At 43.9% G+C, this 14,230-nt stretch carries 13 protein-coding genes; 8 read left to right on the top strand and 5 right to left on the bottom strand.

Annotated features, from left to right (window positions below; translation table 11 throughout):
- The first annotated feature begins 1 nt into the window (after position 1).
- The 3 genes from Q0R52_RS11815 (at position 2) to Q0R52_RS11805 (ending at position 4,738) form a co-directional block, all read left to right on the top strand.
- Entirely contained in the window at positions 2-2,299 is a 2,298-nt protein-coding gene (locus Q0R52_RS11815; RefSeq protein ID WP_295794869.1) for a BamA/TamA family outer membrane protein, read from the top strand.
- Between the two features lie 476 nt (positions 2,300-2,775).
- Complete coding sequence (locus tag Q0R52_RS11810) at positions 2,776-4,287, top strand: PAS domain S-box protein (protein ID WP_295794868.1); 1,512 nt, start codon at positions 2,776-2,778, stop codon at positions 4,285-4,287.
- The gene (locus Q0R52_RS11805) at positions 4,280-4,738 is read left to right on the top strand and encodes an aspartyl protease family protein (RefSeq protein WP_295794867.1); all 459 of its coding nucleotides are present in this window, start codon (positions 4,280-4,282) and stop codon (positions 4,736-4,738) included. Before Q0R52_RS11810 ends, Q0R52_RS11805 begins: the two co-directional genes overlap by 8 nt.
- Before the next feature lie 274 nt (positions 4,739-5,012).
- On the opposite strand, the gene Q0R52_RS11800 is transcribed toward Q0R52_RS11805, so the two are convergent.
- Both Q0R52_RS11800 and gyrB read right to left on the bottom strand, forming a co-directional pair.
- On the bottom strand, positions 5,013-5,399 hold the full coding sequence (locus Q0R52_RS11800; RefSeq protein ID WP_295794866.1) for a DUF559 domain-containing protein: 387 nt from the start codon (positions 5,397-5,399) through the stop codon (positions 5,013-5,015).
- Between the two features lie 197 nt (positions 5,400-5,596).
- Positions 5,597-7,555: a DNA topoisomerase (ATP-hydrolyzing) subunit B gene (gene gyrB, locus Q0R52_RS11795; protein WP_295794865.1), complete on the bottom strand. Its 1,959-nt coding sequence runs from the start codon at positions 7,553-7,555 to the stop codon at positions 5,597-5,599.
- Between the two features lie 343 nt (positions 7,556-7,898).
- Between gyrB and Q0R52_RS11790 the strand changes: the two genes are divergently transcribed.
- The gene (locus tag Q0R52_RS11790; protein ID WP_295794864.1) at positions 7,899-8,489 is read left to right on the top strand and encodes an OmpH family outer membrane protein; all 591 of its coding nucleotides are present in this window, start codon (positions 7,899-7,901) and stop codon (positions 8,487-8,489) included.
- A 100-nt stretch (positions 8,490-8,589) separates the two neighbouring features.
- Complete coding sequence (locus tag Q0R52_RS11785) at positions 8,590-9,054, top strand: nucleoside deaminase (RefSeq protein ID WP_295794863.1); 465 nt, start codon at positions 8,590-8,592, stop codon at positions 9,052-9,054.
- Between the two features lie 211 nt (positions 9,055-9,265).
- Here Q0R52_RS11785 and Q0R52_RS11780 read toward each other — a convergent pair whose 3' ends face one another.
- The 3 genes from Q0R52_RS11780 to Q0R52_RS11770 form a co-directional block, all read right to left on the bottom strand.
- Positions 9,266-9,637 (bottom strand): DUF4406 domain-containing protein, encoded by a 372-nt coding sequence (locus Q0R52_RS11780; protein ID WP_295794862.1) that lies wholly within the window; start codon positions 9,635-9,637, stop codon positions 9,266-9,268.
- A gap of 39 nt (positions 9,638-9,676) precedes the next feature.
- Positions 9,677-11,080 (bottom strand): undecaprenyl-phosphate glucose phosphotransferase, encoded by a 1,404-nt coding sequence (locus Q0R52_RS11775; RefSeq protein ID WP_295794860.1) that lies wholly within the window; start codon positions 11,078-11,080, stop codon positions 9,677-9,679.
- 61 nt (positions 11,081-11,141) lie between these two features.
- On the bottom strand, positions 11,142-11,543 hold the full coding sequence (locus tag Q0R52_RS11770) for an RNA-binding S4 domain-containing protein (protein WP_295794859.1): 402 nt from the start codon (positions 11,541-11,543) through the stop codon (positions 11,142-11,144).
- A gap of 135 nt (positions 11,544-11,678) precedes the next feature.
- On the opposite strand from Q0R52_RS11770, the gene Q0R52_RS11765 reads away from it, so the two are divergent.
- The 3 genes from Q0R52_RS11765 (at position 11,679) to Q0R52_RS11755 (ending at position 14,159) form a co-directional block, all read left to right on the top strand.
- Positions 11,679-12,494: a 2,3,4,5-tetrahydropyridine-2,6-dicarboxylate N-succinyltransferase gene (locus Q0R52_RS11765; RefSeq protein ID WP_295794858.1), complete on the top strand. Its 816-nt coding sequence runs from the start codon at positions 11,679-11,681 to the stop codon at positions 12,492-12,494.
- A gap of 119 nt (positions 12,495-12,613) precedes the next feature.
- Positions 12,614-13,600 (top strand): glycosyltransferase family 9 protein, encoded by a 987-nt coding sequence (locus Q0R52_RS11760; RefSeq protein ID WP_295794857.1) that lies wholly within the window; start codon positions 12,614-12,616, stop codon positions 13,598-13,600.
- Positions 13,593-14,159: an L-threonylcarbamoyladenylate synthase gene (locus Q0R52_RS11755; RefSeq protein ID WP_295794856.1), complete on the top strand. Its 567-nt coding sequence runs from the start codon at positions 13,593-13,595 to the stop codon at positions 14,157-14,159. The genes Q0R52_RS11760 and Q0R52_RS11755 overlap by 8 nt, the downstream gene beginning before the upstream one ends.
- Positions 14,160-14,230: the final 71 nt, after the last annotated feature.

The following is a 14,230-nucleotide window of genomic DNA, read 5'->3' as shown; positions in this document are numbered from 1 at the left end:
CATGGCCAAGCTTAGATATTTAATATTTATTTCGATAGCCTTATTTTTAAGTGCCTGTAGCAATACCAAGTATTTGGCCGCAAACCAAAAACTGTACACCGGCGGCGAGGTAAAAATTACCGATAAGGATATTAAAAAGAGCGACGCAGACGACTTGAAAGGAAATTTACAGTCCCTCTTGCGGCCTATACCAAATGCAAGTATTTTGGGGTTACGGGTAAAACTATGGATCTACAATAAAACACGTACTAATAAACGCACGGGACTGCGGCATTATTTAAATACCCATTTTGGCGAGCCACCTGTATTGGTGAGCAATGTTGATTTAGAAAAAAACAGCGGCATTTTGCAAAACAGGCTTCAAAATGTAAGCTACTTTTTAGCACAGGTAAGTGGAGATACAGTAAGTAAAGGCAAAACCGCCAAGGCGGTTTACACAGTGCAGGCGGGACCATCGTATCATTACCGCTCCATAACTTTTCCAACCCAAAAAGATGATTTGGATACAGCTGTTACCGGCACATCGGCACAGACGTTTTTAAAAGTTGGCGATAAGTACAGCCTGGATATTATTAAAAACGAACGCGTCCGCATTGACGCCCGTTTAAAGGAAGAAGGCTTCTTTTATTTTGCGCCTGAGGATTTGATAATGCGGTACGACAGCACCGTAGCCAATCACCAGATAGATATGTTTGTGAAGGTTAAGGATGCCACACCTGATGAAGCACGATGGATATATAAAATCAGGAACATCTACGTATATCCGCATTACTCATTACGCGATACCGGCACCAAGCTTGATTCGGCAGTAAAATACCGCTGGTACAACGTTATTGATCCTAAAAACACCGTGAGGCCCTTTACCTTTAAAAACTCGGTGTTACTGCATCCAGGCGATGTTTACAACCGTACGCAACACAACAGTTCGCTAAACCGGATGATAAACCTTGGGCCATTTAAATATGTTAAAAACAGGTTTGAGGATGTTACCCCCGATTCTGCATTTTTAGATGTGTATTACCAGCTAACCCAATACAAACGCAAATCGCTCTCGCTCGATTTATTGGCACGGCAAACATCTGCAAATTATAATGGTACGCAGGTAAACCTTAATTTCCGCAACAAAAACACCTTTAAGGGCGCCGAATTATTTACGGTTACCCTGTTTGCAAGTACGGATATACAGTTTGGCAGTAATAACAACGGCTACAACGTTTACCAAACGGGTATACAGCCATCCATCAGCTGGCCAAGGTTTATAAGTCCGTTTAATTTCACTACGAACAATGCGTTTATTCCCCATACCATTTTAACAACCGGTTATACTTTAATTAACCGCACTAAGTTATACACGCTAAATTCATTTAATGGATCGTTCGGCTACTCCTGGAAACCAAGCCTGCACAAACAGCACGATCTGAACTTGATAAACATAACTTACGTTGATGCCGCCAGTGTAAGCAAAATTTACATGGATAGCATCAAACATACCCGCAACCCAGCGCTGGCCCACGTAATTAACAACCAGTTTACCTTCGGCCCGAGCTACGGGTACACGTATACCAATACCACTGAAGACTACCGGACCAATACTTTTTATTACAATGGCAAGGTGAGCATGTCGGGCAACCTTTACGGTATACTAACCGGCGCCGACACACTGCGCGGCAAAGTCAGCAAATTGTTCGGCACGCCTTTTAACCAGTATGTTAAGCTGGAGAATGAATTCCGGTTTTTCCATAAACTTACACCGGCTATTAAATTCGCCAGCAGGCTGCTTGTGGGGGTAGGATTACCCTATGGCAATTCGACGGTACTCCCCTACAGTCAGCAATTTTTTATCGGGGGGCCAAATAGTTTGAGGGGCTTCCAGGCGCGGTCGATAGGCCCCGGCGCCTACAACCTGCCGCCAAGCCTTACACCAGGCTCAAACTTCCTTGCAGACGAATCGGGAGATATAAAAATTGAAGCCAATGCCGAATTCCGCCCTAAGCTATTCAGCATTGTTGAAGGCGCTTTATTTGTTGATGCCGGTAATATCTGGCTATTAAGGCCTAATAAATTTCAACCGGGCGCAGCATTCGGCAGCAACTTCATCAATCAAATGGCGGTCGATGCCGGTTTTGGCCTGCGGCTTGATTTAACAGTGCTCATTTTACGGACTGATATTGGCTTCCCGCTGATAAAGCCGAGCCTGCCGGCCAGCCTGCGCACCACAATAAATGGCATCGATTTCACCGATGCCAGATGGCGCGGAAGCAATTACATATTTAACCTTGCTATAGGCTATCCGTTTTAATTAATTATTGAGTAATTTATTGTAAGTTCGGTATAGGAATACGATCGATCAAGCTGCGGGTAAAACCACAATAGCCGCTCGTCGCCTCACCCTGCCCTCTCCAAAGGAGAGGGTGCTTAAAAGGAAACCTCGAGGAGCGAAGCTCAAGTCCTCTCCTTTGGAGAAGATTATTACATGAGGGCTTCGCCGTTTAGGTGAGGCGAAGTAAAAGTTTGAGGTGTTCCGATTCTTATATCGAGCTCAAGTTAATTTAATGGTGTTTCGCACACATTTATTATAAATGCTGTGGCGTATAAGAATATTAGCTATAAATTTGCCTATCTTAACAGTAAGCGCTTTGCTTTATTGTTCAATAGTAAATAATTTTCGCAGCCGTTACACTTTAATTAAACATTTAAGCAAAAATTTAAAGCCAGACCTTTCATCTCCAAATGTTTAAACCCAACAAAAATATCATCGTTTTAATAATAGCAACCATGTCTATTATTGCTGGGTGCGCAGCTATAGTGGTATGGATATTTGATATTTTGCCGCTGAAGGGATTGATTATAAGTTCAGCTTTTACCAAATTTTATTTCCCGCTATGTCATATCGTAGTGGGACTTATACTGCTTTTTACCCAACTAAGATTAAATAAAAACAAGTACAGCAAATTGCAGAACAGCGAAGACAAATACCGCTCGCTTATTGAACAGGCATCTGACACTATTTATATTTTGGATTTACAGGGCCGGTTTACCGACGTAAATGCTGCAATGTGCCAAATGATGGGCTACACCCGCGAAGAATTGCTAAAGATGACCATTATTCAAATAATTGACCCGGAGGAGTTAAAAATCGACCCGTTGCCAAAAAAGATGGATAACGAAGGCGCGCCTGTAATACGCGAAAGGAGATTTATAAGAAAAGATGGGTACATTTTTACAGTTGAAGTAAATGTGAAGCGCTTTAAGGGCGACCGGATAATGGTAATTGCCCGCGATATCACTTACCGCAAAAAAATGGAAGCCGGCCTTAGGGAAGCCGAATTAAAATCCAGGACAATCGCCGAAAAATCAATGGTAGGCGTGTACATTGTGCAGGATGGTAAATTTACTTACGTAAACCCTCGCTTTGCCCAGGTATTTGGCTACGAACCCGCCGAAATGGTCAATACCTTCGCTGTTGAGCAAATACTTGATGAAAGTTTTCGCGGTATTGCAATCGAAAATGTAAGGCGACGGATAGCAGGCGAAGTTGAAAGTGTGAATTACGAGGCAAAGGGTAAAAAGAAAGACGGCACGTCAAATTGGGTCGAATTTTATGGGAGCAGGGCGGAAATTGAAGGACTGCCTACAATTATCGGCTCGATGATTGACATTAGCGAGCGAAAGAAAACCGAAGAGGAACTGAGATCTTCTGAACAGCAATACCGGCTGCTTTTCGATAGTAACCCTATGCCGATGTGGATGATCGCCAAGGACGACCAAACCATAATTGCTGTAAACGATGCCGGAGCTGGCCTTTACGGCTATACTAAAGAAGAACTTATACATAAAAACGCAAAGGTGTTCCGGCCCGAGGAAGACTATGAACAACAATTGGAAGGCTACAGGCAGGAGGTAAAAAACTGGGATAGCCGCCGCGTCGTGCGGCACCTTAAAAAAGATGGTTCAATTATCTTCGTGCAAATAATGTCGTACGACATTATATTTGAAGGCCGCCCGGTTAGATTGTCGATGACAAACGACATCACTGCCAAGCTTAAGGCTGAGAATGATTTAAAAAGTGCATATGAACGGATACAGAACCATATTAACAGTATTAAAGATATGGCCTGGAAGCAGTCGCACTTAATACGCAGCCCCTTAGCTAATTTACAGGGCCTGTTTATTTTACTCCAGGACGATCCCTCCAACGCGGAGTTGCTGGCTCATATTCAAAATGAGCTGCAGCGCATGGACACCATAATTATCGAAATGGCGCAAGAGGCCTCATACCATGACTAAAACCGAAAAAATAACCACAAAAAAATACCGGGTTCCCCTGCACATCATTGATCTGGATGAGGAAGGTTATCATCCGTTGGTAAACATACGGGTATTTGGCAAACGGTTTAAAGTTGTGCTTGATACCGGGGCATCAAAAACCGCATTCGACAAAACCCTCCTGCTGCAAGCCTACGCCAAAGCCGTATTGAACATCAGCGACCGCCTTTCGACAGGCCTCGGCACCACCACCATGGAATCGTCTACTGCTCTAATTAGCGACTTGCATATAGGCAAACTTTTGGTTGATGAATTTGAAGTAGCCGTATTGGACTTATCAACCATAAATATTGCCTATCGCCAGCTCGGGCACCCCGAAGTTTTAGGCGTTATAGGTGGTGATATATTGATGAAATATAAAGCGGTAATTGATTATGGGAAAGAGAAGATGGTGTTGAAGAGGACAATATAAAGCGACTGACCTCTGTATCGGACCAAAAACTTAAATGTTCCAAAAACAAGTTCCCCTCTTGAGAGGGGTTAGGGGTGTGTTAGCCCGCGTGCATTGCGAATTTGCGATGAATAATAGAGAAGCAATAGCTTTTTTCCGTTCCAAAAACAAGTTCCCCTCTTGAGAGGGGTTAGGGGTGTGTCAGCCCGCGTGCATTGCGAATATTGCATGGCGACGAACACACCACTGCCACTACACAGTCAGATGCGCCCCCTCTCAAGAGGGGAACAAAAAGTCACTTTTTCCCTTTAGCCCCGTGCTCCAAAATATGATTTTCAATTGTCCTCAAAACGTTAACCATATCCTTTCTAACCTCCCGCTCGGTAAATCGCAAGACAACTAAATCATAAGCAGCCAGTTCCTCATCGCGTAAGACGTCAGCATTTGATATCTCTTCATAACTATGATATTGGCCATCAATCTCAATCACTAAATCCAATTCGTAACAGTATAAATCGACGATATAATTTAACAGCGGCTTTTGACGGTGAAAATCGTACCCATACATTTGTTTATCTTTCAGTTCATTCCAAAGCAAAACTTCGCCGAGGGTGCTGTCGTTTCTTAATTTTCTGGCGAATTGTTTTAGGCTTGTATTATATGGGATGATTTTGCGGGGCATAAATCAATAATAGAAAAGAATTTAAGGAAAACCAAGTATTTTGGAGGATAGTTCAATAACACACCCCTAGCCCCTCTCAAGAGGGGAACCGTTCTTCCATAGACAATAAGATTTCGGACACCCTGTTGTTTTTTAGCTGCACAAAAAAAGGCCACCTGATTACTCAAGTGGCCTTCAAAAATATAGACAAATAAATACTATGTATCTATTCTCGCGTATTTCGCATTCTTCTCAATAAACTCGCGGCGAGGGCCAACCTCATCACCCATTAACATGGAGAAGGTATGGTCGCATTCGGCGGCGTTTTCAATGCTGGCGCGTTTTAGGGTGCGGGTTGCCGGGTTCATGGTGGTGTCCCACAATTGCTCAGCGTTCATTTCACCCAAACCTTTGTAACGCTGAATGTGTACGCTATCTTCTTTACCCGCGCCTTTAAGGCGTTGTACGGCAGCATCGCGTTGTTCTTCAGTCCAGCAATATTCAAATTCTTTACCTTTTTTAACCTGGTAAAGCGGCGGCGAAGCAACATAAACATAACCGTTTTCAATCAGCTCCTTCATATAACGGAAGAAGAAAGTCAATATCAACGTAGTAATGTGCGAACCGTCGACGTCCGCATCCGTCATTATCACAATTTTGTGGTAACGCAGTTTGACCATATTCAGGGCCTTATCATCCTCAGGCGTACCGCGACTTACGCCAAGCCCGGTAAACATGTTCTTTATTTCCTCGTTCTCGTAAATTTTGTGTTCCATGGCTTTCTCCACGTTCAGTATTTTACCCCTTAGTGGTAAAATAGCCTGGAATTCGCGGTTACGGCCCTGTTTGGCGGTACCACCCGCCGAGTCACCTTCGACAAGGTACAACTCGCACAATGCAGGATCACTGTTGGCGCAATCTGAAAGCTTACCGGGTAAGCCTGAGCCGCCCATTACACTTTTACGCTGCACCATTTCGCGTGCCTTGCGGGCAGCAGCGCGTGCAGTTGCGGCAAGTATAACCTTGTTCACAATCATGCGGGCCTCTTTAGGATGCTCTTCCAGGTAGTTACCTAAAATTTCGCCTACTGCCATATCCACAGCCCCCATTACCTCGTTGTTCCCTAACTTCGATTTGGTTTGTCCTTCAAACTGCGGCTCCTGCACTTTAACCGAAATTACTGCAGTCATCCCTTCGCGGAAGTCATCACCGGTAATTTCAATCTTCATGTTTTTTAACAGGCCTTCCTTATCAGCATAAGCCTTCAAAGTACGGGTTAAACCACGGCGGAAACCGGCAACGTGTGTACCACCTTCAATAGTATTGATGTTATTCACGTACGAATGCACGTTTTCTGAATAAGTATCATTGTACTGCAAAGCCAGCTCAACCGGGATGCCGTTTTTTATACCGTCAACATAAATAGGCTCCGGTATTATAGCTGTACGGGTGCCGTCAAGGTATCTGACAAACTCAGCCAAGCCGCCGGTGGAGTAAAATTCTTCAGTTAAAAAGCTACCATCCTCTTCGGGTATACGCTCATCAGTTAGTGTTAGACGGATGCCTTTATTTAAGTAAGCCAGCTCGCGTAAACGGGCTGCCAGCGTGTCGTACTTATACTCGGTTGTAAGCGTAAAAATCTCATGATCCGGCTGAAAGGTTTGGGTTGTACCTGTACGGTCTGATTTTCCAATCTCCTTTACTTCAAACAAAGGCTTCCCTTGCGAGTACTCCTGGGTAAACATTTTGCCATCGCGCTCAACAACGGTTTTCATGTGGATTGACAGCGCGTTAACGCAACTTACACCCACACCGTGCAAACCGCCGGATACCTTGTAAGTATCTTTGTCGAATTTACCGCCGGCGTGCAAAACTGTCATTACAATCTGCAATGCCGATACCTTTTCTTTGGTTGTAATACCTGTAGGGATACCGCGGCCGTTATCAACTACGGTAATTGAATTGCCTTTGTGGATGGTTACATTTATGGTGTCGCAATAGCCGGCAAGTGCCTCATCTATCGAGTTATCTACAACTTCGTACACCAGGTGGTGAAGGCCTTTAACGCCAGTGTCACCGATGTACATCGACGGGCGTTTCCGCACCGCCTCTAAACCCTCTAAAACCTGTATATTATCTGCTGAGTAATTTGATTTATCTTCTTTTTCTTCGCTCATATATGGTAAAAACAATAACCTTCAAAAGTACGAAAAATACCCCATATTACCGCATTTGTGGATAAGTAATATGTGTGGAAAACATGTAAAATTGGTGTGCAGATTTTTGATGTGCGGATGTGTGGGTGAGAAACAGGATAAGGCGGAGATTAATCTTCTTCTGAGTGTTTTCTTCACTTTTACACCTGCAAATTCGGACATCAAATCAACCGCACAACCGCACATTTACACATTCGCACATCAAATTAGGATACTTGTGCTGAAAGTTTATCTTTGTCAAAATTTTTATAAATCAAAACAAGCAAAATTCTTTGCGTAAATCGCAGTAAAACAAATTAAAACAATGAAAACTTCGGCTTCAATTATTACAAAAATTGCTCTTGGTGCTCTACTTGCCGGAAGCATAGTGGCATGTAACCAAAACAAACCCGCAACCCCGGCCACACCAGCTGCAGCAACAAGTGTAAAACCCGAAATTGTTTACATAAACGAAGATACGGTTAATACAAAATACAATGCCTCGATTGATATGCGCAAACGCCTTGAAGATAAAGGCAAAAGCATGCAGAATGATGTCGGTGGTAAAAGACAGGCCTTACAGCGCGAAATTGCGGAATACCAAAAAAACGCTGCTACCCTGAGCGCCGACCAGCGCCAGACTACTGAGCAACGTTTACAGCGCGAAGGGCAAACTGAACAATCGTACGAGCAAAATGCAAGCGCCCAGATGCAAACCGCCCAGGCCGACGAAAGCAAAAAACTTTACGAAAAAGTTTATGAGTTCACTAAACAATACGCCAAAGAAAATGGCTATAAAATGGTATTGACTTTCCAGACAGGCAATGCCCAGCTTTTATATGCTGACCCAAGCCTTGACGTTACAGCTGATTATTTGAAAAAGCTGAACGACGCCTATGCTAAAGAGAAAAAATAATGTGCAGATAATGCAGATGCACTAATGTGCAGATGCCTATAAATTTGATATTATAAACAAAAACCCCGGCAAATAGCCGGGGTTTTTTAATTTTGAACCAATGGAAAACGGGATGAATGAAAACTTTATGCGGATGGCCATTGCATTGGCCGAAAGCAATATTGAGCAGCGCCTTGGCGGTCCGTTTGGTGCAGTGATTGTAAAAGACGGCGAGGTTGTGGCAAGCAGCGCCAATAAAGTAGTACCGGAGAATGACCCAACCGCCCATGCCGAAATTTCGGCCATAAGACTGGCGTGCAAGGCCTTGGGTACTTACAATTTATCCGGTTGTGAAATCTATACCAGTTGCGAGCCCTGTCCTATGTGCCTGGGCGCCATTTACTGGGCACACATAGACAAGATCTACTACGCCAACACCAAGGTAGATGCCGCCAATATAGGCTTTGACGATCATTTCATTTATGATGAAATGGCATGCAGTATGGACGAACGCAAGCTGCCATTTGTACAACTATTACGCGATGAAGCCCTGCCTGCCTTTAAACGCTGGCAGGAAATTGGATAGCAGCAGATTTAATTTCAAATCACAGCTGCACATCTAAAAAACTGATTTTATAACACCTGGTTGAGGTATCCACAAATGCACTAAAATTGGAATGCGTGATAATCAGCATGTTTCAAAACGTTCCGGGTGTTCCGCGTGTAAAAATGGAACGCATTGCAGGCTTATACCTCATTCGCTGGGGCTGGCCTTTTGGTTATCCCACGAAAACAGGTTACGAAATTCCTGGTATATCTTCCGCCTTATAATAAACCGGGATCCCCAGTGAGTGCGCCTTTTCTACATCGCCGTCGGCACCTTTTGATGCACCTTCAATTCGCCATATCGCATCGGCCCTGGTAATCATCCGGCGGGCGATCGGGTACGAAATTTCTTCATAAATAGCATCCCCCGGATACTTTGACCCTGCGACTTTTAATAGCGGCAGTGCAAACCACTCGCCAACAACCGGTATGTGCCCCGCCCTGAAAATAAGCAGCGCGGCTTCTTCCATTTTCCGCAGGTTGTTTTCCATCAGTACCGGGTCATCGTTGGTTCCTGAACGGTACGGGCCGGCAACCAGGATAATTAAAGCTTTGTCGTTCATATAAGATATTGTAAAAGAATTATTCTAAAAGATCGCGTGTCAAAACGCGTTCTCATCGCCTACCAGCGAATTCCTCACCGTTAGGAAAACAATTTTAAGATCGAGCAAAAATGACCAGTTTTCCAGGTACCACAAGTCAGCCTCAACACGCTGGTTCATATCCTCAACCGTTTTGGTCTCGCCACGGAAGCCCTTTATCTGCGCCCAGCCGGTTATGCCAGGCTTTAAAAAATGCCTTACCATAAACATGTCTATCAATTCCGAATACTCCTCGGTGTGGGTTATCATATGCGGCCTCGGCCCCACTACCGACATATTGCCTATCAGCACGTTAAAAAACTGCGGCAGTTCATCCAAACTGGTTCGCCGCATAAAGGCTCCCAATTTGGTAACCCGGCTATCGTTGCGTGTAGCCTGCCTTTTATGAGCATCGCCGTTAACATACATGCTGCGGAATTTATAACAGTTAAAAGGCTCGTTATTATGCCCCGAACGCGATTGCACAAAAAACACCGGCCCCTTTGATTCAAGTTTGATAATGAGCGCCAGGATGGGAAACAGCCAGCTGAAAATAAAAAGGATAACAAACAATGAAAATGCAATATCGAACGTCCGCTTTATCGAGCGGTTCAACAAGTTTTCCAAAGGCTCGGCACGGACAGATATCACCGGTATTTGCCCAAAACTTTTGATATAGACCGGCTTGTTGCCGTAGTCGTAATACTCAGGTACCGATTTAAAGCGGATAAGGTTTTTATCGGCATCCAACATCAGCTTTTTTATGGTTTTAGCTTCGGATACCGGCAGCGTGCAAAAAATCTCGGTTATTTTATGGTGCTTCACATATGTAATACAGTGCTTTACATCGCCTAAATACAAACCTGCTTCGCTAACGTTGGCAGGCTCATCATCAAAAAAGCCTACCACCCGGTAACCGGTATCCCAGTTTTTAAGCAGGTATTCGTGTAAATCTTGCCCGGTGCGACCGGCGCCAACAATTACCGCTCTGCGCGTATCCATTAACGATGCGCGCTGCCTTTTACGTATCAGCAGGAAAATAACCTTCCAAAACCCTAACAACGATCCAAACAGTGCCAGCGAGTAAAACAGGTATTGCCGGGTAATAAAATAAGCCTCAGTACCAATTAATATCAATATGGTAAAGCAGATAAAACTGATAAACAGAAAATAGGCATTAATTACGTTGCGGAAGGTTATGATTGAATCCTTGTTCAGCACATCGAAATATAGCTTTGCTATATTGGCCGACAGCATCCATATCAAATTAAAAACCAGCACTATGGGCAGGTATTTTTTATTGCTCCCCGCTAATATGCTGGTACTGTTTTCAATATAATAAGTCGCTATTAAACTAATGTTCAATACCAGGTAGTCGACTACAAGATTTAAGGCTTTAAAAAAGGTGGTATGCCTGTTTATCATTCAAATTTTGCAGCTTAAATTTGTACAGTTTTTTGCCAAGATAACGATATAGCGGTTGTTTTTAGTTGCCTTTTTCAAAATAGTCGTCCTTCAGGTCGTCAATTTCGCGGCGGTCGCGTTTCGTTGGGCGGCCTGTGCCCCTGTCGCGTTTTAGTACCGGGGCGTGAAACATTGATTTAAAGGCATGCGTTTCTTCAACCGGAGTAACATCTTCATAAAAGTTAACGGCTGTTTTGGCGTCAACCCTGTTCTCCAGCATACCCGTAACTTTAACTATCTTTCTGTCAGGCCCTTTTGAAACCTGGTACACCTCTCCTATTTTCACCTCGTGTGCAGGTTTAATATTCTGGCCATCCAGCTTTACGCGCCCGGCTTTGCACGCGTCTGAAGCGAGGGTGCGGGTTTTAAAAAGCCTTATCGCCCACAAATATTTATCTATCCTAAGTTTTTCTTTAACCGGCATAAGTGGTCAAAATTACAAAGTTTTACACACTTGTCTATTCAACCTAAACAATTTTCCATTTGTTTAATTGTATGTTAACTTTACTGAACAAATTCTTTAAAAATCCTTTAATTTGCCGAAAGTTAAAATTTACTAATGCAAGACCTTAAAAAATTGATAGAAGCTGCCTGGGAAGACAGGAACCTGCTGAATTACACCGAGTACGTTAACGCTATTGATACGGTAATTGAAAACCTTGATAAAGGTACCATGCGCGTAGCTGAATTGATTGGCACACGCTGGCACACGCACGAGTGGATGAAGAAAGCGGTTATCCTGTATTTCCCCACCCGCCAGATGGAAGAAATTTCAGTTGGCCCGTTTGTTTTTAATGATAAAATGAAACTAAAAACGGATTACGCCCAAACTGGTGTACGTGTGGTTCCTCATGCAATTGCACGTTATGGTGCGCACCTTGCAAAAGGCGTTATCATGATGCCATCGTATGTAAACATAGGCGCATATGTTGATGAAGGTACCATGGTTGATACCTGGGCTACTGTAGGCTCGTGTGCGCAAATTGGCAAACATGTGCATTTAAGCGGTGGTGTTGGCATCGGCGGTGTGCTTGAACCTGTGCAGGCAGCTCCAGTTATAATTGAAGATAATTGTTTTTTGGGCTCCAGGGCCATAGTAGTTGAAGGTGTACACCTTGAACGCGAAGTGGTATTGGGTGCAAATGTTGTATTAACCGCATCGACCAAAATTATTGATGTTACCCACGAAAACCCTATCGAATACAAAGGCCGCGTTCCTGCACGTTCGGTAGTTATTCCAGGCTCATACACTAAAAAATTCCCTGCCGGCGATTACCAGGTTCCTTGTGCTTTAATAATCGGTACCCGCAAAGAATCGACCGATAAAAAAACATCATTAAATGATGCGCTGCGCGAAAATAATGTAGCAGTGTAGTGATTAGAGATTGGAGGTTGGAGATTAGTTGAGTAGAGTGATACTTCATAAAACTGCTCAATTCAACTAATCTTTAATTAACTAATCTCTAATCAGCTAATCTCTAATCAACTAACCCCATGAAAATCCTGATCCGTCTTCCTAACTGGCTCGGCGATGTGGTGATGAGCACTGCGTTCGTGGCGACTGTAAGGGAAACTTACCCGGATTTGAAGGTTGATGTGATTGTAAAAAAGGATTTGGCGGGCATTGCTGCGTTGATACCGGGGATAGATAAAGTACACCCATTTTCAAAACAAGAATACAAGGGACTCGGCGGAGTTTATCGTTTTGGTAAAAACCTTCGCAGTGAGAAGTATGATATATTTTTCAACCTGCCTGCTTCGCTGTCATCATTGGTTATGGCACGGGCAACGGGAGCAAAAAAGCGGGTTGGTTTTGCAAAGGAGGGTGGTTTTTTCCTGCTGACAAATTGCTATAAGGCACCTGCAAATCTTCATCGCGTTGATGAATACCTGTTTTTGCTGGAACAATTTACCGGGAAAACCAAAGCCACCAGGAAGGTTATGCTGTTGCCGCCGCCAACTGAAAAAAATAACGCCCGTTTGTTGGTTAATTTTAACTCTGAAGCTGAATCGAGGCGAATGCCGGTAGATAAGGGCCGGGCAATTATTAATTTGCTGACATCAACATTTACCGGCACAACGCTAACTTTTATCGGCTCGCCAAAGGAAGCCGCATTTGTTGATGAACTTATTGCCGGCGCTGACAACAGCGAAAGAATTGAGAACTTTGCCGGCAAAACGAATTTGCCCGGTTTAGCGGGTCTAATGGCCTCGTCCGCAGCAATTTTAACTACCGATTCGGGCCCGGCGCACCTGGCTAACGCAGTTGGAACGCCGACCGTTGTTTTATTTGGCGCAGGTAACGAACACAACACCGCTCCCTATAACAAACACAATTTGACCATTTTACGTGCAGGAAAACTAGACTGTGAACCCTGTGTAAAAAACACCTGCAAGCTTTACGGTATACCAAAATGCATGCAACTGTTAGATGAATTACAAATGATTAACGCATTGACTGTATATTTGCCCCATGCTTAGAGACGAAGTTGCCAAAGCTTTTAAGGTGATACAGGATGGGGGCATCATCTTGTACCCTACCGACACTATATGGGGAATTGGCTGTGATGCCACCAATACTGATGCTGTAAATAAAATTTACAGGCTGAAACAGCGCGATGAGGCTAAGAGCATGATCATTTTGCTGGATACCGAAAATAAGCTGGAAAGCTACATCAGCGATGTGAACCCCTTGGCTTACGATTTGATAGAATATGCCGAAAATCCGCTAACCCTGGTTATGCCCGGCGCCAAAAATATTTCGCCCGCATTAATAGCGGCCGATGGTAGCATAGGTATCCGAATAGCCAAACATGCGTTTTGCCAGCAGCTGATACAGCGGATGCGTAAGCCCCTGGTATCAACCTCGGCGAACATCAGCGGCAAACCATCGCCGCAATATTTCTCGCAAATTGACGATGAAATAATAAACGGCGTTGATTATGTAGTAGACATTGACCAGTACGACATGGAGATTAAAAACCCATCAACCATAATGCGCTTAGCCCCTGATGGAAAGTTTGAGTTTATTCGTCGTTAGAGATTAGAGATTTGTTAATTAGAGATTAGGAGAAAAGATCGAATATCAACAATCGACAAAGAATCAACAAA

Origin of the sequence: Mucilaginibacter sp. (assembly GCF_025359345.1) — a bacterium.
Lineage (GTDB): Bacteria > Bacteroidota > Bacteroidia > Sphingobacteriales > Sphingobacteriaceae > Mucilaginibacter.
Note: the sequence above shows the minus strand (reverse complement) of the source record. Positions and strands in the feature narration are given on the sequence as shown.

Coding starts and splice junctions, on each gene's coding strand:
- Q0R52_RS11815 (WP_295794869.1), top strand. CDS start 2: ATGGCCAAGCTTAGATATTTAATATTTATTTCGATAGCCTTATTTTTA.
- Q0R52_RS11810 (WP_295794868.1), top strand. CDS start 2,776: ATGTCTATTATTGCTGGGTGCGCAGCTATAGTGGTATGGATATTTGAT.
- Q0R52_RS11805 (WP_295794867.1), top strand. CDS start 4,280: ATGACTAAAACCGAAAAAATAACCACAAAAAAATACCGGGTTCCCCTG.
- Q0R52_RS11800 (WP_295794866.1), bottom strand. CDS start 5,399: ATGCCCCGCAAAATCATCCCATATAATACAAGCCTAAAACAATTCGCC.
- gyrB (WP_295794865.1), bottom strand. CDS start 7,555: ATGAGCGAAGAAAAAGAAGATAAATCAAATTACTCAGCAGATAATATA.
- Q0R52_RS11790 (WP_295794864.1), top strand. CDS start 7,899: ATGAAAACTTCGGCTTCAATTATTACAAAAATTGCTCTTGGTGCTCTA.
- Q0R52_RS11785 (WP_295794863.1), top strand. CDS start 8,590: ATGGAAAACGGGATGAATGAAAACTTTATGCGGATGGCCATTGCATTG.
- Q0R52_RS11780 (WP_295794862.1), bottom strand. CDS start 9,637: ATGAACGACAAAGCTTTAATTATCCTGGTTGCCGGCCCGTACCGTTCA.
- Q0R52_RS11775 (WP_295794860.1), bottom strand. CDS start 11,080: ATGATAAACAGGCATACCACCTTTTTTAAAGCCTTAAATCTTGTAGTC.
- Q0R52_RS11770 (WP_295794859.1), bottom strand. CDS start 11,543: ATGCCGGTTAAAGAAAAACTTAGGATAGATAAATATTTGTGGGCGATA.
- Q0R52_RS11765 (WP_295794858.1), top strand. CDS start 11,679: ATGCAAGACCTTAAAAAATTGATAGAAGCTGCCTGGGAAGACAGGAAC.
- Q0R52_RS11760 (WP_295794857.1), top strand. CDS start 12,614: ATGAAAATCCTGATCCGTCTTCCTAACTGGCTCGGCGATGTGGTGATG.
- Q0R52_RS11755 (WP_295794856.1), top strand. CDS start 13,593: ATGCTTAGAGACGAAGTTGCCAAAGCTTTTAAGGTGATACAGGATGGG.